The sequence below is a fragment of the Staphylococcus edaphicus genome, from assembly GCF_002614725.1.
Lineage (GTDB): Bacteria > Bacillota > Bacilli > Staphylococcales > Staphylococcaceae > Staphylococcus > Staphylococcus edaphicus.
In genome coordinates this window covers 16407-36721 of record NZ_MRZN01000014.1, presented here as the reverse complement: position 1 = coordinate 36721, position 20315 = coordinate 16407, and the positions used below count along the sequence as shown (strand labels likewise).

The window sequence follows — 20315 nt, the reverse complement described above, 5'->3', positions numbered from 1 at the left end:
AAAAAGTATAATCACTTTTTATTACTATTGTTTGCAAATACGCTTGCTGCACCTTCGTCTGTAATTAATACAGTGTTTTTTGGAGCAATTGAAAGATAAGCTTTAATTGCTTCTCCTTTAGATTTACCCCCAGCTACAGCAAATATAAACCTTTTCGACTCAAGATCTTCTAATTGTAGTCCAATTGTTTTCACTTTATGGACGATGTCGCCTTGATCATCGAAATAATATCCAAATGCTTCTCCCGAGGCATTGTGATGTTGAAGTTTTTCTATAACTTCGTTAGGTGATTGACGTCTTCGCGCCATCTTCAGCGCATCACCAATGCCGTGGATAGTAATATTGGATTCTCTAATTTTTTCTAAGGTGTGAATAACGGAAGGTTCTAACATCAGTGTATTATATGTCGACTCACTCACGTTATCTGGAACGTATAATGTTGTATAATCACCATTCGTTTGTTGTGCCATACTTGCTGCAATGGTATTCGCTTGATATACAACATTTTCTCCAAGTCCACCTCGTGCCGGAACAAAGAACACATCATGCGGTTGTTTATGCATTGCTTCACTAACATAAGCCATCGTTGAGCCGCCTGTGACAGCCACAACAGCATGGTCATAAAGTACATCTTCAACCAGCTGTCCTGCTTGTCGTGACAATTCAATTTTCACTGTTTGATCAATATCAGAATCACCTGGTACTACGTAGACCTCTTTGATGCCGTATTGTTCTTTTATCATTTGTGAGAGATGGTGGTCATCAGATAAAACATTAAAGTAACTATTTAATTGACGAACCGTTGTCTCACCTTCTGCAGTGATTTCCATGCCTGTTGGTTTAACCTTGATTAAAGCTTGGTTTTTCAATGTGTCTGTTTCGGAACGAAGTACACGTTCAGTTAAATCCATGTATTCACTTAAACTACGTCTACCTACAGGTTGGTGCTTAGCAATAGTAGTGAGAATTGAAAAACGTCGATCCATTTTTTCAACAAGTTCTGGCACCAGTTTTTGTTGAATTTTCATCAAATCATTCACTACTATCCTCCTCCGTTTCTTTATAAAGGGTCAAGTTCCAACCATAGATTGACTTTTTACGTCCCTATCGGGACAAAAAAATACAACCTCTTATATTCGTAATAATACTACTATCAATTTAAAATTGCAAGAGATAAACGTTTCACTATAATTTTCAGCTATTACTTATAATTATAGGTCATTTAACTGAAATGTCTTATGTTTATGTTATACCCATTGCACAGTTCATTAATCATTTGTTCTTGGATTTCATTTTTCATCGCTACAATAGTCGTTCATATATTATCAAACTTCAGTTTGTTTCATGTGCTATATATTGCTTACATTATCTTTAGTCTTTAAAATAGAATTATCATTAATCAATCAGGGGGAATACGTATGCCACAAAATAAACATCCAGATGTCATCGATCCAAAAGATCAACGCTATAAAGATGATGACTATTTCAAACGCACTAACCAAAGCAATCCTTTCAATTCTAATCAAACATTTCATTATTCTAGAAATATGAGTTGCGGTTGTGGTCCTTTGGGTTGTCTTAGTGGCTGTATTACACTCATATTATTATCTTCTTTGATTACTTTCTTATTAAATTTGTTTTTTTAATAATTATTTTCCACATATTATAGTCCAACAATGACATAACTGTATGTGCTTTCAAATAAAAAATAAGACCCGAAATCTACTCAACTAAAATAGATTCCGTGGTCCTATAGGTTAGTCATCTTTAGAAGATGATGATTCAGCACTTTCCTTGGAGCTTGAGCTATTGTTGTTATTGCTTGGTGCTGATCTTTCTTGAGTATTGCCCTGTGAACTTCTTTGTTGTGTTGAAGGTTCTGGTTTTTTCTGTTCAGTAGATGGCTCGGTTGTTTTTTCTTCAGTTGAAGGTTCAGAAGTTTTTTCCTCTGTTGAAGGTTCTGGCGTTTTCTCTTCTGTTGTTCTTTCTTCAGTTGTTGCTTCTTTCGTTTTTTCTGGAGATTTTTTTTCTTCAGTTGTACGCTCAGCCGTGGCTGGTTGTCGTGATTGTTGCGTCTGTCTTTGTTGTTGTGTTTGCTGCGTTTGTTGTGTCTGCATTGTTTGCTGCGTTTGTTGCGTTTCTACAGTCTGTTGTGTTTGTTGTGATTCTTGAGTAGACTTTTCTTTATCTTTTTTGTCTTTGTCTTCTTTTGTCTTTGCTTTATCTTTCTTGTCTTTATCTTCTTGCTTTTGATCTGCTAAACGTTCATTCGCTTTGTTTGAATGATCGACAAATGCAAAAATAGCAAAAATCAACCCACCTACTAATAATAGTACAATGAGTCCACTGACAATTTTCGCAAAACCACTCATTTTCTTGTTGTTTTGATTATGGTCTGGCATATGCTCCCCTCACTTCAATTTATATCATAACATTTGTTTTCATTTGTGCGTATATTTTCAATATCAAATGTATATTTTACACTATTTCTTTTACTAATTAAACTTATTAACTATTTTTTTATCTGTATGTTATCTTACCGTCATAAGTATAGTAAAATACAAGTATAGCTAAATCGTTCATCGTATAGTTTCATATTAATCTATAGCAATCTTCTTTTTCAATACTTTTATATCATTTTATAATTAAAATTAATTAGTTTTAACATTAATCTAACAGGATGTGTATTATAAATATGAAAAAGCATGATCCGTTTAACGACTTAGAGCAACAAAAACCATATCAAAAAAAGGGACTACGTCAAATAATGACCAATAATGATGATTACGAATCGCATGGCCAAACCAAAAATAAATTACCTTACTTTATCATCTTGATTATATTGTGCCTGATTGCGTTTGTCCTTATTGCTACCCTTATCTTCTGAGCACGCTCGACCTCATGTCGTTTTTAAATAAATTATTCTCCAATGTAAAAAGATAGTTACGAAACAAAAATTAGGTTAACATATAAATATAGGCCTATACGCTATGCGTACAGGCCAATACTAAAGGGAGTCAAAATTTTACCTTCGTTAGTATATTATGGGGTATACTCGAAATAATTAAGAGATGATTAATTAATATCGAAGGTATCTCTATTATAATTCGAGACAACTTTATTTTAAATAGTTATTAGTACGAGTAAATGACATATTATTGAACAAACAATGAAAATATTATGACCTTCAAATGTGATACGATTGATTTGTTGTTAATCATTGCAATATTAGGCATTACTATTTATGAGGTGATAAAATGAAACATTTTTTAATTACAGGTGGTACAGGTATGGTAGGATCACAATTAGTCAAGGCTATCATGCAAAGTGACGCTCATATAACGATTTTAACAAGACAAGATAAGGATTCTTCACATCCTAAGATTTCATATGTCAATTGGTCTCAACCGGGTTGGGAAGATGATATTCCTAATATCGATATCGTCATCAACCTTGCAGGTGCAAGTTTAAATAAACGTTGGACAAAATCATATAAACAAACGATTATGCTAAGCCGTTTACAAGCTACACAAGCCTTATTTGAACTATTTAAAAATCGTGAGTATCAACCAGAAGTGTTTTTCAATGCAAGTGCTGTCGGTTATTACAAACCGGATTTAGATCGCACTTACACTGAATTATATAAAACATTACCTTTTGACTTTTTATCAGAGGTTGTGTACCAATGGGAGCGTCTTGCTCGTCAATTCGAAACACTAGGTACACGCGTGATCATCGGTAGATTCGGTATGGTGCTATCAAACGATGGTGGTGCATTACCAATGATGAAATTGCCTTATGACTTTTACGTTGGTGGAAAATTAGGTTCTGGAAGACAATGGTATTCTTGGATTCATATAGATGATTTAGTGAGAGCGATACTCCATACAATTAATACAGACCGTGCCCAAGGGGTATTTAATTTTACCGCTCCTATCGTAGAACATCAGAATATGTTTGGTTACACCCTTGCACGTGTTTCTCATCGCCCGCACCACACATGGGTACCGTCATTAGCAATAAGATTGGCTTTGGGTCAGATGTCCACTGTTGTTCTTGACACTCAAAAAGTGATACCGAATAAATTACAAGCCATCGATTTCAAATTTAAATATCCGGATTTGAAAATTGCACTCGAAGATTTAGTACATTAAAAAAAGGATAGGAAGCGATATTAATCATGAAAACAGATCGTCTAACACATGTCTTATTATTAATCGCTGGATTGTTGTTATTCGTAAACGGCATATGTGCTTTTGAACAAAGTTTACCCATGCTGTTAATATCATCACTACTACTTATTAGTGGTGTATGTGTATCAGGCATTGCCGTTAAATTGTTTTGGTTTAACAGTAATCATCGTAACGTTAAGTTAGAAGAAGATGCGTGATATTGAATCACAAAAAGCCAAGCTACGTGATAGCTTGGCTTTTTGTGATTGCAATTAATTTTTATGATTCTGGAACCATCACTTGGTCAACAAGACCGTATTCCTTAGCTTCTTCAGCTGATAAGAAGTTATCACGATCTGTATCTTTCTCAATCTTTTCAATGGATTGGCCAGTACGTTCTGCTAAAATTTGGTTTAGTTTAGCACGTGTTTTAAGAATATGATTAGCTGCAATTTCAATTTCAGTCGCTTGTCCTTGAGCGCCACCTAGTGGTTGGTGAATCATTACTTCAGCATTTGGCAATGCATAACGTTTACCTTTTGCGCCAGCAGCAAGTAAGAATGAACCCATTGAAGCTGCCATACCGATACAAATTGTTTGAACATCTGGTTTGATGTGTTGAATTGTATCATAAATTGCAAAACCAGCAGTTACACTACCACCTGGTGAATTGATATAAAGATAGATATCTTTTTCTGCATCTTGTGCTTGTAAGAATAATAATTGAGAAACAATAGAGTTTGCTACATTATCATCGATTTGTGAACCTAACATTATAATACGGTCTTTTAATAAACGTGAGTAAATGTCATATGCACGTTCCCCACGGTTTGTTGTTTCAATTACTGTAGGTATTAAATTCATTAATATTGCCTCCTTATTTCTAACTGATAAATTTATTTTAACCTAAAAGTCAAACATGGTCAAAAAATAACGCTCAAAAAATTTAATGAAAGTTAGATTATTCTTATTGACCGTTTCCATTAAGATTTGTAAACTAATATTAATATGTTTTTTAACCCCTCGTAGTGTAACGGATAACACATAAGATTCCGGTTCTTAAGATAGGGGTTCGATTCCCTTCGAGGGGACTATCATCATATATTATATTCATCAAAAGAAGCCACCTGCCAAAGTGAATGGTGCCCCACAGTTGCTTTAGAATTACAACTTTGGAGCTATTTCGCTAAAGGGGCTTTTTATTTATACTTAAATACAAAACGAAATGCGTTTTACAACCGTTATTTCGCACTATATTTTCTTATTGTAGTTGCTGATCATACCAATAACACTATAGCTTGAATACATTTTATTACAATTCGCTCGCTATCTATAACACGAAATTAAATATCTAATTATCATTATCGCTTGTTAATTCCAAATAAATCATTTTATTTTCGCTAATTCATATTTATAAATGTACTACCTAAGACATCACGCACATCATGTATAACAAGAAATGCATTTTCATCTACTTCATTCACGAGTTTCTTCACTCTCGTTACTTGCGACTGTGGTACAACGACATATAACATATGTGTTTCGGTCTTGCCATAACCGCCTTTACCAGTCAATATCGTTGAACCTCTACCGGTAAACGCATTGATCTTATCACTAATTAAATCGCTTTTATTAGAAATAACAGTAACTGCTTTTTTCGGATTAAACCCTTCAATAATAAAGGCTGTAGCGCGTTCAGTCACGAATAACATAATAATTGTAAACAGCACATTCTCCAATGGTAAAACCATTAAAAACGAAAGTACGACTAACGCATCTAATATAAAAATACCCTGGGATGTTTTCAGTTCGGAGTATTTATTTACAATTTTGGCAATGACAGATGTCCCTCCAAGTGTACTGCCGGTTGAAATTACTAAGCCAGCACCAATTCCAATCACTGCACCACCAAACAAAGCATTAATAACAAAATTATCTACACCAAGGTTGATGTTTTCAGTTAAATGTAAAAAAAGTGATAGTGCAGTATTAGAAATAACTGTATAGATTGCTACCGTTTTACTTAAAAATTTCCACCCTACAAAAACAACGATTGTATTAATAATAAATGATGTCCATGCAGGTGATAGACCAAATGCATACATCAGAGACAACGAAATACCTACTGTTCCACCATCACCGAGATTTGACCCGAGTAAAAAGCAGTTTACACCGATTGCATTAATAAATGTACCAATCAAACAAAATATAATGTTTTTATAGTGTTTGTTTATAAAGTCTGCCATAAATACCTCCCTATTTACTATGTCATATAATCATTTCAAAAAGTATTGCACAATAATAATTAATCCATGTCTATATATTAAAAAAGACACCTACTTGAGGCGTCAGTAATCACAATTGTAAGCTTTCAATTATATTAGCATATTTATTTTAACTGTGACTAGAAAAATTTAAAATTATACTTAAATTTATTTCTAACTAAGCAGTGATTTCACGAAACCTTTCATCATTATCTTAGTTTAAAGTTCGATAGATTCACCGCTTCTCAATTTATCAGCCATTTCATTTAATTTTCTTAATCGATGGTTTACTCCAGATTTTGATATTTTACCGGTAGACATCATTTCACCTAATTCTTTTAATGAAACTTCTTGATGTTCTATTCTCAATTTAGCGATTTCACGTAATCTGTCTGGGAGATTGTCTAAACCAATTTCCTTATCAATTAAGTGTATGCTTTCTACATGCTTCATTGCCGCACTTACGGTTTTATTTAAATTAGCCGTTTCACAATTAACTAGTCTATTCACAGAATTTCTCATATCTCTTACAATGCGAACGTCTTCAAATTTTAATAGCGCTTGATAGCCACCAATTAAACTTAAAAAGTCAGATATTTTTTCCGCTTCCTTTAAATAAGCGATACTCCCTTTTTTACGTTCGAGGTGTTTTGCATTTAGTTCATATGCATTCATCAGTTGTGTGATACCTTCTGAATGATCTTCATATAAAGAAAATATTTCCAAATGATATGAAGACGTTTCAGGATTATTAACCGAACCACCAGCTAAAAATGCACCTCTCAAATAACTTCTACGCATCTCGTCCTCATGAATCATTGCTTCATCTATTTCATGTGTAAAAACGCCATCTTTCAAAATACCTAATTCATCCAATATCTCCCTAGCTCGTGCTTTAATTCGACAAATGTAGATATTGTTCTTTTTCAGTTTCATTTTCTTTCTTACGAGTAGTTCTACTTCTACATTAAACACTTTTTTTATTAACGAATATATCCGTCTTGCAGTTGTTGCATTTTCGGTTTGAACGTTAATAACAAATTGTTGATTAGATAGACTGAGCGCACCATTCATTCGAATAAGCGCACTGAGCTCTGCTTTTGCATTTTCTTCATCTACTTCAATTCGAGTGAGTTCGTTTTTCATATCTGATGCAAAGCTCATAATTTAATCAGTCCCTTCTTAAACGTTATTGTCTCACCTATTCATTGCTATCTCTATCTCGCTTAAATTCAATTGTTTCCGTTTCACTCATAGCAATTTCATATATCATTTTTGACAGTACCTCAGTATTATGGCGCACGTGATTTTCTTCAGATACTTCCACTAAATCTGGATGCGTGAACACCTTAATATCTTTAGCTTCCATATCAACCATATTACATTTTACAGGTTCTGCATTTTCTTCTCTATAGCGTGCTAATACATTGCCGTGGAATGTTTGTGTGCTACATATGGCATAATTAATACATTTCCCACCCATATGATTATGAATCGCATTGACATGGTCGACGGCAGAATAATTATTGGTCTCACCTGGTTGCGTCATTACATTCGAAACATATAATTTAGGTGCATCTACTTTCAGTAATGTCTCTGTTATACCTTTCACACATAAATTAGAGATGACACTGGTATATAATGAGCCCGGTCCCATGACGATTAAATCTGCCTCTTCAATCGCTTCAACAGCTTCTTCCATTGGTTTTACATCTTCAGGTTCTAAAAATACACGTTCTATTTTTTTATTTTTTTTAGGAATTTTAGATTCACCATATACAATTTCGCCATCTTCCATCACTGCATTTAAACGGACACTTGTATTAGTTGAAGGAATGACACGACCTCTAATATTTAAAATTTTACTTAGCTCCTTGACTGCATGACCAAAATCATCGGTGATATTCGTTAATGCGGCAATGAGTAAATTGCCGAGTGAATGCCCTTCAACTTGATTCTCTTTAAAACGATATTGAAAAAGCTGCTCTAACGTTGATTCTGTTTCACTTAATGCTGATATTACATTTCGTATATCTCCTGGGGCAGGTATATCCATTTCGTTTCTGATTTTGCCCGTACTACCACCATCATCAGCAACAGTGACAATTGTCGTAATATCTATTGGGTAATCTTTTAACCCACGCGCTAAAACGGATAAACCTGTACCTCCACCTATTAGTACAAGTTTAATTCTTCTCATATTTATTTTTCACGCCACTTTCGACATGCGCATCTCTATGATGCACATAAACATTATAATCAAAACTCTCTTTAAGCTCTGCTCCGATACGTTTGGCTAGTGCGACAGAACGGTGTTGACCACCAGTACATCCAATTGCGATAACCAGTTGTGATTTACCTTCTTTTTTATAACCGGGAATCATAAATTTCAATAAATCTATTAATTTTTCATAAAATATATTTGTTTCTTTCCACTTCATAACATACTTATAAACTGCTTCATCTTCACCCGTTAACGGTCTTAATTCATCAACATAATGTGGATTCGGTAAAAATCTAACATCAAATACTAAATCTGCATCCATTTGAATACCATGTTTAAAGCCAAAACTCGTCACATTAATATTAAATGTTTGCACATTGCTATTATTGAAATAATCATCAATACGTTTACGTAATTCCTTGGGTTTCATTTGTGTAGTATCTATCGTATAGTTAGCTAAACTTTTAATTTCTGTTAATAATTCGCGCTCTTCCTCAATCGATTCTATCAATGAGCGTTGTCCATTTTCATTTAATGGATGCGCACGCCGTGTTTCTTTATATCTTGAAATTAAACGTTCATTAGATGCCTCCAAGAACATCATATCCACAATAACATTAGAGTTGCTTTTAATTAAATCCATTTCTTGAATCAAAGATTTGAATAATTCTTTACCTCTTAAATCGATTGCAATTGCAACTTTTTGCAAAGATGGGTTACCTTGATCCATCAATTCTACAAATTTAGGTAAAAGTATTGGCGGTAAGTTGTCTACACAAAAATAACCAATATCCTCTAGACTTTGAATGACAACAGATTTCCCCGCACCTGACAAACCCGTCACAACTAATAATTCACTTTTTACTATTTCTTTTTCATCCGGTTGCATCTTTTCACACCATCCGTTGATTTTTTATTCTTAAAATGTTTCTACGCTGTTAGCAGTTCATATTTTAATGTTATGTTATTCAATTCACTTAAAGTAAGTATAACAATCTCATGCTATCATATTTCATTTTACATGAAAAAGGACTGAGGTAGTAGTCTAATACCTTGTTTTTAAAAGTAACTTACAACAATGGCTTGATTAGCCTAACATCCTAATCACGTTCCCATAGTGATATATACATCTCACTATGTAAAAAAATAGAACAAGATGCTTATGTTTGTGAGCATCTTGTTCTATTTATGATTAAGTCTTTTATATAGTTGTCACACTAAATTTATGCTTCAATTGTATCTTTGATGTGTTCTATATAAGCAATTGCACTTTGTGCTGCAATACTACCGTCTCCTGTTGCAGTCACGATTTGACGTAAGCCTTTTTCACGTACATCGCCTGCTGCATATATACCAGGAATACTTGTACTCATGTCTTCATTCGTTAGGATATAACCTACTTCATTTGTGATACCTAAATTTTGGAATGGTACTGTTAATGGTTTCATTCCAATATAGATGAATACACCATCAGCATCCAATGTTTGTTCAGCACCATCTTTAGTAGACTCTAAAGTGACTGAACCTACTTTACCGTCTTTGTCGTTAATTGTTTTAAGTGTGTGACTCCAAATAAAATCAATTTTGTCATTTTTAAATGCACGATCTTGTAATATTTTTTGCGCACGTAGCTCATCTCTACGATGTACAATTGTAACGCTATCAGCAAATTTTGTTAGGAATGTACCTTCTTCAACAGCTGAATCACCGCCGCCAATTACAAATAATTTTTTACCTTTAAAGAATGCACCATCACAAACTGCACAATAACTTACACCACGACCACCAAGTTCTTGTTCACCTGGTACGCCTATTTTTTTATATTCTGCACCTGTTGAGATAATCACTGCATGTGCAGTAATCACTTTGTTACCGAGATTGATTTCTTTAAAAGTGCCTTTGTCTTCTACTGATTTAATATCACCATATTGATATTGAGCACCAAATTTTTTCGCGTGTTCAAACATTTTTGTAGATAAATCAGGTCCTGTCACCATTTCAAATCCCGGGAAGTTTTCAACTTCTTCTGTATTTGCCATTTGTCCACCTGGCATACCACGTTCTATCATTACAGTACTCAAATTTGCACGTGATGCATATACTGCTGCAGTCATACCTGCTGGGCCTGCCCCAATAATTGCAATATCAAAATCCACTTGTTCAGCCATGTTACTTGCCTCCTGTTTATTAATTCATTATGCGAAGTATATATGATTTCTTGCATTCTATAAACTTATATGCTCACTAAATAATCTATCGTTTTGTTTAAGCGATAAGATGAAATTTCGAACCACGCTAACACTTGCTGTTTTGTAACTTTAACTTCAGAATTGCGAAAATACATATAGACAAACGCAGCTACGTAATCATTAACGTTTGTAAGATCAACTTTTTCTGAAATAATCGCTTCTGCTTGATCAATCCATACAATAAACAAATCTTCATTATTTTTCAACACATCTACATCATAGAGCTTTAGCATACCTCTATGAATAAAATCTAATTTGTTTAATTTTAAATCTTGGATTAAATAAGTTAAATAAAGCTTCTCATAGTCGTTCATAGATTCTAATACGGACCATATTTCTTGCGTTAGTAATACTTCACGACCTTTTAATTGATTCAATAAAAAGATACCATACAATCTATGGTGACTATCATCGTTCAACAATAAGGGTAATACTTGTTGGTCAAAATACGTTTTACTTTCTTCAATAACCCAAGGTGCATGCCCAACATCTACTTTAGATATTTCTTGTAATTTAGACCAAAAATATTTGCTCTCTTCAAGATTACCTAAATTATAATAATTATAGCTGAGCGCGTTATACATTTGAATAGAAAGGAATTTCCCTTTTCTATAGAGCGGTTGCAGAATCTTTTGTGATGCTTCGAATTGTTTCAAGTAACAAAGTACGATACCTAATTTAAATGATTCATCATCATTCATCGGCATCACTTTGTTTAAACGTTTTAAATAGCGTTGGTACTTTTCACTGTCATTTGTGTTATAGAGTAACAATGTGTAATGACATAATGCATGTACATCTGTGTTGTCCTCGCTTAACAAACGCTCAAACATGTCTTTCGCAGTTTCATATTCATTTAGATATAAATAGCACATTGCTAATAAATTACGCACGACTCGATGTTCTTGAATATCAGCACTTTGATTTAAAATAAAATTTCGAGCCTCAGGTAAGCGCCCTTGTGAAAATAAATATTGGAAAATAAGTTGAATTGCAAATAATTGACTTTCTGTTTCAATTTTTTCAGGTGAATGATATGAGACTTCGAACATGTCTTCGAGCTCTTCTTTATAATCTTCATCACCAGATATTGTTACGTAATTCATACCGAATAAGAACGCTTTATTGGCATCATTCAACGTTATATTTAATTGACTTAATTGATAGTAACATTCTTCAATTTCTTCACCTTGTGCAATACTTTCATAAAAAAGATGCTCAGCCTTACTACCTATACCCAGAATAACCAAGCATTCCGAATATTTTACTTTTATTTCAAAATCCTGAGGTGACATTTCAAGCACTTTTCCGTAATATGTCGCAGCTTTTTTATATTCTTGTTGATGAAATTTTTGATCGCCTAATTTTTTATAAAATGGACTATCTAATTTCATTGGTATTACATTGTCTTTATGCGCCATCCATAGCCACCTCCTCAATAGTTCTTTATTTTTTAATTTGTATGGGGTTCCCATACGCTAATGCATTATCTGGAATATCTTTAGATACAACAGCGCCAGCACCAATCTTAACATGATTGCCAATTGTAACACCTGGTAATATGGTTACATTAGCACCAATCAATGTGTTGTCCCCTATTTTAACTAGTCCAGTCGTAAATGCATCAACCAAAAATTCATGGGTCAAAATCGTTGTATTATAACCAATTACACAATTTTCACCAATAGTAATATACTCAGGATACATTAAATCAGGAACTACTTTAAATGCAAATGCTGTATGTGTACCTATATCCATCTTCAACAATTTGCGATATGCCCAATGCTTCAATTTTACATCGGGTAAATACCGGCAAAGTTCAATAATAATTGTCTGTTTAAACATTTTAAATCCTTTGACATAACGATACATATGCCACAGCGGATTGCTACCATGTACTTGTTGTTGTTTTAAATTACGCATGACTCACCATCACTTCGCATTTTCTCTTGTCCACGCTAACGGGCCAACATCCTTATAACGCGGTGCGCCATATTTAACGCGTCTAATAATCATAATCGCGATACCTACGATAATTAATACAATGGACATTAATTGTGCGACTCTTATATCGCCAGTGAGCATTAAGCTATCTGTACGCATACCTTCTACAAAGAATCTGCCAATCGAATACCAAATTAAGTAGAGACAGAATGTATCACCAATGCGTAAATGTTTTCTTAATAAGATTAAGATGATAAATCCTAACACATCCCAAATAGATTCATAAAGGAATGTTGGTTGATAATATTGCCCATCAATATACATATTATTAATTATAAAATCAGGAATATGTAAGTTTTCAAGGAAAGTTCTAGAAACTATACCACCATGTGCCTCATGATTCATAAAATTGCCCCATCTGCCGATACCTTGACCTAAAATCATACTCGGTGCAATGACATCACCAATTTGAAATGGGTTAATATTTTTTTGCTTACATATAATAATACCAGTCACAAATCCGCCAATAAGCCCTCCATGTATGGCAATACCGCCTTGCCAAATCATTGGAATTTCAATTGGATGTTGCGCATAATATGGCCATTGAAAAATGACAAAATAAATTCTTGCAACAATAAATCCAAATATCGCACTCCAGAAGATAATATCAACTAAGGTATCTTGATGAAAACCGATACGTCTCACACTTGCTTGTGCAATAAAGTACCCTAACAGTATGCCCATAGCAATAATAATGCCATACCAGCGCACTGAAATCGGTCCGAGTTCAAACGCAATTGGGTCGATATAGCTTAAGGTCATCATTTATTATTCTCCTCGCTATTGCTACCATTACGTAAAATTTCAGCATTTAAACGGTCATTAAATTCTTCAGCTGTGTTTATTCCCATAATATTTAATCTATAGTTCATTGCGGCAACTTCAATAATAACTGCCACATTACGGCCAGGTCGCACTGGAATTGTTTTTTTCGTTATTTCTGTGTCTAAAATGCGTAATGTTTCTTCATTCAAACCTACACGATCGTATAACTTTTCTTTATGCCAATTTTCCAAATGAATATTTAGGCGAAGTCGCTTTTCAGTTAAGATTGAGCCAGCACCGAACAACGTCATAACGTTAATAATACCTAGACCTCGAATTTCAAGGAGATGTTCAATTAATTTAGGCGCTCGTCCTATTAATTCATCTTTACTGATCTCTCTAATTTCAACATTATCATCTGCTACGAGTCTGTGACCACGCTTTATTAATTCAAGGGCAGTTTCACTTTTACCTATACCTGAATCGCCTGTAATCAAAACACCTACACCATAAACATCAACAAGCACTCCATGTAATGAAGTCGTTCTAGCTAATTCATGTTCTAAAAAAGTTGTTAAACGACTCATCAACTGAGTAGTTGCAATCGTCGAAGCAATCAGTGGTGTTTCATTTTCTTTCGCAGCTGCTATGAGTTCCTCTGGAGGTTCTAAGTCCCTCGTTACGATAATGGCTGGCGTTTCTGGGCGACATAATTTTCTCATTCGTCCCTTACGCTCTTCATCTGGTAATAAATTATAAAAAGATAATTCTGTAGTCCCTAATAATTGAATACGGTCAGAAGCATAATGAGAGAAATAGCCTGCCATTTCTAATCCGGGTCTTGAAATATCTGTGTTTTTAATTTGCTTATTTAAACCCGCTTCACCCGCTATTAAATCTAGTTTAAAGCGTTCTACTATACTTTGTGTAGTTAACATGCGTTCACCTCTAACATTCTTTCTTCTTCATTTGTATTATGTTCATATCATATCAAAAAGCAATGATAATCTATATTAAAAAGTGCAAATGAATGATATTTTAATAAATGTCCTATATTAATTATATACGATATTCCTTATTAAAAGCGTGTTGATTTTAAAAATAGCTATAATCTTTAGATTGAATGTGTTCATCATATTTATCAGACAGGACAACAATCAAAAAAGCTCCTGACACACACATTCTAAGTGGTGTAACAGGAGCAAAATCTAGTGACTCGCAAAATTAAGAACAATCGAGTTAATGTTATTTTATGGTATCTCTTTCTAATACTGGTCGTAAATATTTGCCAGTATAACTTGCCTCAACGCCAGCAATTGTTTCAGGTGTACCTGTAGCAACAACCGTACCGCCACCATCGCCACCTTCTGGACCTAAGTCAATAATATGATCTGCCATTTTGATGACATCTAAGTTGTGTTCGATAATAACCACCGTATCGCCATTCTCAACTAATTTATTTAGCACTTTTAGCAATCTACTGATATCATCTACATGCAAGCCAGTTGTTGGTTCATCTAGTATATAAATTGATTTACCCGTTGAACGTTTGTGTAATTCTGATGCTAATTTCACGCGTTGAGCTTCACCACCAGATAATGTCGTTGCGGGCTGACCTAGTGTTACATAACCTAAGCCAACGTCTACTAACGTTTTTAATTTTCGATGAATTTTCGGAACATTTTCGAAAAATGCCGTCGCCTCTTCAGCAGTCATTGCTAGTATGTCTGCAATGTTCTTCCCTTTATAGGTCACTTCAAGTGTTTCACGATTATATCTTGTACCGCCGCAAACTTCACATGGTACATAGACATCAGGTAAAAAATGCATTTCAATTTTGATGATGCCGTCGCCTTTACAAGCCTCACAACGTCCACCTTTGACATTAAAACTGAAACGACCTTTCGTATAACCTCTGACTTTAGATTCATTCGTTTGAGCAAAGATATCTCTGATATTGTCAAAAACACCCGTATAGGTTGCTGGATTGGATCTCGGTGTACGTCCAATAGGCGATTGGTCAATATCTATTATATGTTCTAATTGATCAATGCCATCAATTTCATCATATTCACCAGGTTTCACTTTAGACTTATTAATTTGTTTGGCTAAAGATTTGTATAGTACTTCATTGACTAATGTACTCTTGCCAGAGCCAGAAACACCGGTAACAACTGTCATCGTTGACAAAGGAAAATCAACATCGATGCCTTTTAAATTATTACTACGCGCACCTCTGACGCTAATTTTGCGGTCTGTAATTTCTCTTCTTACTTCAGGTACAGCAATACGTTTTTTACCACTCAAATATTGTCCTGTTAAAGAGTGTTTGTTGCTCATCACTTGTTTAGGTGTCCCACTCGCAACAATTTCACCACCATGCTCTCCAGCGCCAGGGCCAACATCCACTAAATAGTCTGCTGCTCGCATTGTATCATCATCGTGTTCTACAACGATTAATGTATTACCTAAATCACGCATTTCTTTTAACGTGTTGATCAATCGATCGTTGTCTCTCTGGTGCAAGCCTATTGAAGGCTCATCTAATACATACAGTACACCTGAAAGTCTAGAACCGATTTGCGTTGCTAAACGGATACGTTGTGCTTCACCACCAGATAACGATCCAGAAGCACGATTTAACGTTAAGTATTCAAGACCGACGTTATATAGAAACGCTAATCTAGAATTAATCTCTTTTAGGATTTGATTAGCAATTTTTTGGTCTTGTTCTGAAAGTTCAATATGCTGATATGCTTCTAGGGCATCTTTAATTGAACGCTCAACCACATCACCAATATTTTTTCCAGCGACATAAACTGATAAAGCCTCGCGACTTAATCGTTTACCCTGACACGTTTCGCAAGGCAATTCTGTCATGTATTTACTCATCATTTCTCTCACCAATTCGGATGGAGAATCATGGTATCTTCGATTAATGTTATTTACAACGCCTTCAAAAGCCATGGTACGTGTGCGTGATTGACCGTTACGCTGTGTGAAGGTAAACTCTATCTCTTTTCCTTTAGAGCCATATAGTATAATGTCTTGTTGTCTGTCCGTTAATTTTTTAAATGGTTTGTCCATGTTAATCTTATACACTTCGCAAACTCGTTTTAATATTGTGGGATAAAAATCAGAACTTGATGATTCCCAGGCAACAATTGCACCTTCATTTAAAGTTTTACTTGTATCTGGTACGACCAACTCTAAATCGACCATTAATTTTTGCCCTAATCCATCACAAGTAGGACAAGCGCCAAATGGACTGTTAAAACTAAACATACGCGGTTCAAGCTCACCAATAGAAAAACCACAAATTGGACATGCATGGTTTTCTGAGAATTTCAATTCCTTGTCGCCAATGACATCAACAATTAACGTCCCCTCTGACAATTGTAAAGCTGTTTCAATTGAATCAGCCAAGCGTGTTTCAATACCTTCTTTTACGACAAGGCGGTCAACTACTACCTCAATGGTGTGGTTTTTATTTTTATCTAATGCCGGCACTTCATTTACGTCTGATATTTCTCCATCAACTCGGACACGTACGTAACCTTTTTTAGAAATATCATCTATCAGTTTTTCTTGCGCGCCTTTTCTGTGAGAAACCACTGGTGCTAAAATTTGAATTTTAGCACGTGTTTCTAATTTCATCACTTGATCCACCATTTGCTGAACAGTTTGTGATTCTATTTCAATACCATGATTCGGACAAAACGGTTTACCTATACGCGCATATAATAAACGAATGTAATCATAAATCTCTGTTACCGTTGCTACCGTTGACCTTGGGTTTTTACTAGTCGTTTTTTGATCTATTGAAATCGCAGGTGATAGCCCTTCAATTGTGTCTACATCTGGTTTATCCATTTGCCCCAAAAATTGTCTGGCATATGCGCTTAGTGATTCAACGTATCTACGTTGTCCTTCAGCATATATCGTGTCGAAAGCTAACGATGACTTTCCTGAACCGGAAAGTCCCGTCATAACGATTAGTTTATCTTTAGGTATTTCAATATCTACATTTTTTAAATTGTGGGCACGTGCCCCTTTAACTACAATGGATGGTTGCTTCATTTGTGTCACCCTTCTGCTTTTAATTCAAATAGCATATCTCTAAGCTCTGTGGCTTTTTCAAAATCTAAGTCTTTTGCGGCCTGCTTCATTTCTTTTTCTATATTTGCAATTGTTTTTTCGCGTTCTTTCTTAGTCATTTTCTTAGGTACTTCTGTTTGTTGTTGCTCGTTTGTTTCATCGTTATCGACGGTTGCGCTAATAACATCATGTATTTTTTTATTAATTGTCGTCGGCGTAATGTTATATTTCTCATTATACGCTTCTTGTATCGTACGACGACGTTCCGTTTCATCAAGTGCATAACGCATTGAATCGGTAATTTTATCGCCATACATAATCACTTCACCACGACTATTACGTGCTGCACGCCCAGCTGTTTGCACAAGTGATCTTTGCGAACGTAAAAACCCTTCTTTATCTGCGTCTAAAATAACAACGAGAGATACTTCTGGTATATCAATACCCTCTCTCAGTAAGTTAATTCCGACAATGACATCGTAAGTACCCATCCTTAAATCTCTGATTATTTCTATACGTTCTAACGTTTTTATTTCAGAATGCAGATAATTGACTTTTATGCCCGCTTCTTTTAAATAAGTCGTTAAATCTTCACTCATTTTTTTAGTTAATGTTGTGACTAATACACGTTCATTTCGATCAATTCGATCTTGTATTTCACCAATTAAATCATCTATTTGATTTTCTGTTGGACGCACTTCAATTTTAGGATCTAATAATCCCGTTGGTCGGATAATTTGTTGTACCATTTCATCTGTGTGTTCAATTTCAAATGGTCCTGGTGTTGCCGATACATATACTAATTGTTTGGTTTTTTCCTCAAACTCTTCAAATTTTAAGGGTCTGTTATCTAACGCACTCGGTAAACGGAACCCGTGATCAACTAACACTTGTTTACGCGCACGGTCTCCATTATACATACCTCTAATTTGTGGTAGCGTAACGTGAGACTCATCAATCATAACGAGCCAGTCATCTCCAAAATAATCGAGCAATGTATAAGGTGTTGAACCCATAGGGCGTAAGGTTAAATGAACGGAATAATTTTCTATGCCAGAACAGAATCCCATTTCTCTCATCATTTCTAAATCATAGTTTGTACGTTGTTCAAGTCGTTGAGCTTCTAATAATTTATTTTCAGCGTTTAATTCAGCTAAACGTGCTTCTAATTCATTTTCAATTCTTTGAATAGCTGATTTCATTTTCTCTTCACGTGTTACGAAGTGAGATGCTGGAAAAATCGCAAAGTGATCGCGTTCTCTCAATACTTCACCAGTTAAGTAGTTCACTTCACGAATACGATCAATCTCATCTCCAAAAAATTCGACGCGAATGCACATTTCTTCTCTTGATGCAGGAAAAATTTCGACTACATCCCCTCTAACTCTAAATGTACCACGTCTAAAGTCTATATCATTTCTGGTATATTGTACGTCCACCAATTTTTTAAGCAATTCGCTTCTATCCATCTCCATACCTGCACGTATACTAACTACTAAATCACGGTATTCTTCTGGATTACCTAAACCATATATACAACTAACACTTGCAATCACAATGACATCATCTCTCTCAAACAATGCACTTGTAGCAGAATGTCGCAATTGGTCAATCTCATCATTAATGGAAGCATCTTTCTCTATAAATGTATCTGTCGAAGGTACATAAGCTTCTGGTTGATAATAATCATAGTAGCTGACAAAATATTCCACTCGATTTTCAGGGAAAAATTCTTTGAACTCACTATATAATTGTCCTGCTAGTGTTTTGTTATGTGCAATAATCAGCGTTGGCTTGCCAACTTGTTTAATCACATTACTCATCGTAAACGTCTTACCAGTACCTGTAGCACCTAGTAACGTCTGATGCCTCTTACCTTCCTCAACACCATTTACGATTTTTTCTATAGCTTCTGGTTGATCCCCTTGTGGTTCAAATTCAGAATGTAGCTTAAACGGATAATGTTCCATGGCGACACATACCTCCTAATTGAATTCTATTTCTCTCACTTCGAACCCACTGTTTAATGTGCATGTTTATCATTTGTCACTTGTCAGTCATGCATTGGTTATTTTGTTTAAGGTTCTTATACTCGTTATATATAGTAACAGATTTATAAACAGAAAAGCAAACATTTGTTCGTAGCAAAAATACTGATTTTATATAAAGAAAAAACAAACATAGTATGTCACCATGTTTGCATTAATTTTGATTTTTATCATAAATCCTTCTATAATTTTTGAAGTTATATAATTATAAATCTCTTATTTAATTATAGCAATTAGGTTGCTCAATACTTATTATTCAGTCATCTTCCTGTTTATGCAACTCTAATTGGTCGATGATTAGGTACCCTGCTAACAATGAGACCACATCTATAAATATAATCCATTCACTATGGAAAAAACCCTTTTCAACGGATGCCCCTATAAGTATCAATGTCAAAATTGTGCCTACCCATTTACTTCTTGTCAGTACACTAAATAATACAACTAAGACACATGGGAAAAAGGCGGCAAGTATATACCAAATCATAGAC

General features: G+C 34.7%; 19 protein-coding genes and 1 tRNA gene. 5 read left to right on the top strand and 15 right to left on the bottom strand.

The window, feature by feature from the left end:
• Positions 1-11: 11 nt before the first annotated feature.
• Positions 12-1040, bottom strand: a complete 1029-nt coding sequence (locus BTJ66_RS08965; RefSeq protein ID WP_099090625.1) for a sugar-binding transcriptional regulator — start codon at positions 1038-1040, stop codon at positions 12-14.
• 378 nt (positions 1041-1418) lie between these two features.
• Between BTJ66_RS08965 and BTJ66_RS08960 the strand changes: the two genes are divergently transcribed.
• Positions 1419-1646 carry a hypothetical protein gene (locus tag BTJ66_RS08960; RefSeq protein ID WP_099090624.1) on the top strand — a complete coding sequence of 76 codons (228 nt, stop codon included), beginning with the start codon at positions 1419-1421 and terminating at the stop codon, positions 1644-1646.
• 111 nt (positions 1647-1757) lie between these two features.
• On the opposite strand, the gene BTJ66_RS08955 is transcribed toward BTJ66_RS08960, so the two are convergent.
• Entirely contained in the window at positions 1758-2402 is a 645-nt protein-coding gene (locus BTJ66_RS08955; protein WP_099090623.1) for a DUF4887 domain-containing protein, read from the bottom strand.
• A 293-nt stretch (positions 2403-2695) separates the two neighbouring features.
• Between BTJ66_RS08955 and BTJ66_RS08950 the strand changes: the two genes are divergently transcribed.
• From BTJ66_RS08950 to BTJ66_RS08940, 3 genes are all read left to right on the top strand, one after another.
• Entirely contained in the window at positions 2696-2887 is a 192-nt protein-coding gene (locus BTJ66_RS08950; protein WP_099090622.1) for a hypothetical protein, read from the top strand.
• A gap of 370 nt (positions 2888-3257) precedes the next feature.
• Entirely contained in the window at positions 3258-4154 is an 897-nt protein-coding gene (locus tag BTJ66_RS08945) for a TIGR01777 family oxidoreductase (RefSeq protein WP_099090621.1), read from the top strand.
• A 26-nt stretch (positions 4155-4180) separates the two neighbouring features.
• Positions 4181-4390, top strand: coding sequence for a hypothetical protein (locus BTJ66_RS08940; protein WP_099090620.1), 210 nt, complete (start codon positions 4181-4183; stop codon positions 4388-4390).
• Positions 4391-4451: 61 nt separating this feature from the next.
• On the opposite strand, the gene clpP is transcribed toward BTJ66_RS08940, so the two are convergent.
• Positions 4452-5036 carry an ATP-dependent Clp endopeptidase proteolytic subunit ClpP gene (clpP, locus tag BTJ66_RS08935; RefSeq protein WP_099090619.1) on the bottom strand — a complete coding sequence of 195 codons (585 nt, stop codon included), beginning with the start codon at positions 5034-5036 and terminating at the stop codon, positions 4452-4454.
• Between the two features lie 155 nt (positions 5037-5191).
• Here clpP and BTJ66_RS08930 point away from each other — a divergent pair.
• Positions 5192-5263, top strand: a tRNA-Arg gene (locus BTJ66_RS08930).
• Positions 5264-5572: 309 nt separating this feature from the next.
• On the opposite strand, the gene BTJ66_RS08925 is transcribed toward BTJ66_RS08930, so the two are convergent.
• From BTJ66_RS08925 to BTJ66_RS08870, 12 genes are all read right to left on the bottom strand, one after another.
• Positions 5573-6418: a YitT family protein gene (locus BTJ66_RS08925; protein ID WP_099090618.1), complete on the bottom strand. Its 846-nt coding sequence runs from the start codon at positions 6416-6418 to the stop codon at positions 5573-5575.
• Positions 6419-6655: 237 nt separating this feature from the next.
• Entirely contained in the window at positions 6656-7600 is a 945-nt protein-coding gene (gene whiA / locus BTJ66_RS08920; protein WP_099090617.1) for a DNA-binding protein WhiA, read from the bottom strand.
• 37 nt (positions 7601-7637) lie between these two features.
• Positions 7638-8636 carry a gluconeogenesis factor YvcK family protein gene (locus tag BTJ66_RS08915; protein ID WP_099090616.1) on the bottom strand — a complete coding sequence of 333 codons (999 nt, stop codon included), beginning with the start codon at positions 8634-8636 and terminating at the stop codon, positions 7638-7640.
• Complete coding sequence (rapZ, locus tag BTJ66_RS08910; RefSeq protein WP_099090615.1) at positions 8623-9549, bottom strand: RNase adapter RapZ; 927 nt, start codon at positions 9547-9549, stop codon at positions 8623-8625. The genes BTJ66_RS08915 and rapZ overlap by 14 nt, the downstream gene beginning before the upstream one ends.
• 334 nt (positions 9550-9883) lie before the next feature.
• Positions 9884-10852: a thioredoxin-disulfide reductase gene (trxB, locus tag BTJ66_RS08905; RefSeq protein WP_338014379.1), complete on the bottom strand. Its 969-nt coding sequence runs from the start codon at positions 10850-10852 to the stop codon at positions 9884-9886.
• A gap of 41 nt (positions 10853-10893) precedes the next feature.
• On the bottom strand, positions 10894-12330 hold the full coding sequence (locus BTJ66_RS08900) for a tetratricopeptide repeat protein (protein ID WP_099090613.1): 1437 nt from the start codon (positions 12328-12330) through the stop codon (positions 10894-10896).
• Positions 12331-12355: 25 nt separating this feature from the next.
• Entirely contained in the window at positions 12356-12832 is a 477-nt protein-coding gene (locus tag BTJ66_RS08895; RefSeq protein ID WP_099090612.1) for an acyltransferase, read from the bottom strand.
• A 9-nt stretch (positions 12833-12841) separates the two neighbouring features.
• Positions 12842-13678 (bottom strand): prolipoprotein diacylglyceryl transferase, encoded by an 837-nt coding sequence (gene lgt / locus BTJ66_RS08890; RefSeq protein ID WP_099090611.1) that lies wholly within the window; start codon positions 13676-13678, stop codon positions 12842-12844.
• Positions 13675-14616: an HPr(Ser) kinase/phosphatase gene (gene hprK, locus BTJ66_RS08885; RefSeq protein ID WP_099090610.1), complete on the bottom strand. Its 942-nt coding sequence runs from the start codon at positions 14614-14616 to the stop codon at positions 13675-13677. Before hprK ends, lgt begins: the two co-directional genes overlap by 4 nt.
• Before the next feature lie 307 nt (positions 14617-14923).
• On the bottom strand, positions 14924-17758 hold the full coding sequence (gene uvrA, locus BTJ66_RS08880; RefSeq protein WP_099090609.1) for an excinuclease ABC subunit UvrA: 2835 nt from the start codon (positions 17756-17758) through the stop codon (positions 14924-14926).
• Between the two features lie 5 nt (positions 17759-17763).
• Complete coding sequence (gene uvrB, locus BTJ66_RS08875) at positions 17764-19746, bottom strand: excinuclease ABC subunit UvrB (RefSeq protein ID WP_099090608.1); 1983 nt, start codon at positions 19744-19746, stop codon at positions 17764-17766.
• A gap of 334 nt (positions 19747-20080) precedes the next feature.
• Positions 20081-20311 (bottom strand): CsbA family protein, encoded by a 231-nt coding sequence (locus tag BTJ66_RS08870; protein ID WP_099090607.1) that lies wholly within the window; start codon positions 20309-20311, stop codon positions 20081-20083.
• Positions 20312-20315: the final 4 nt, after the last annotated feature.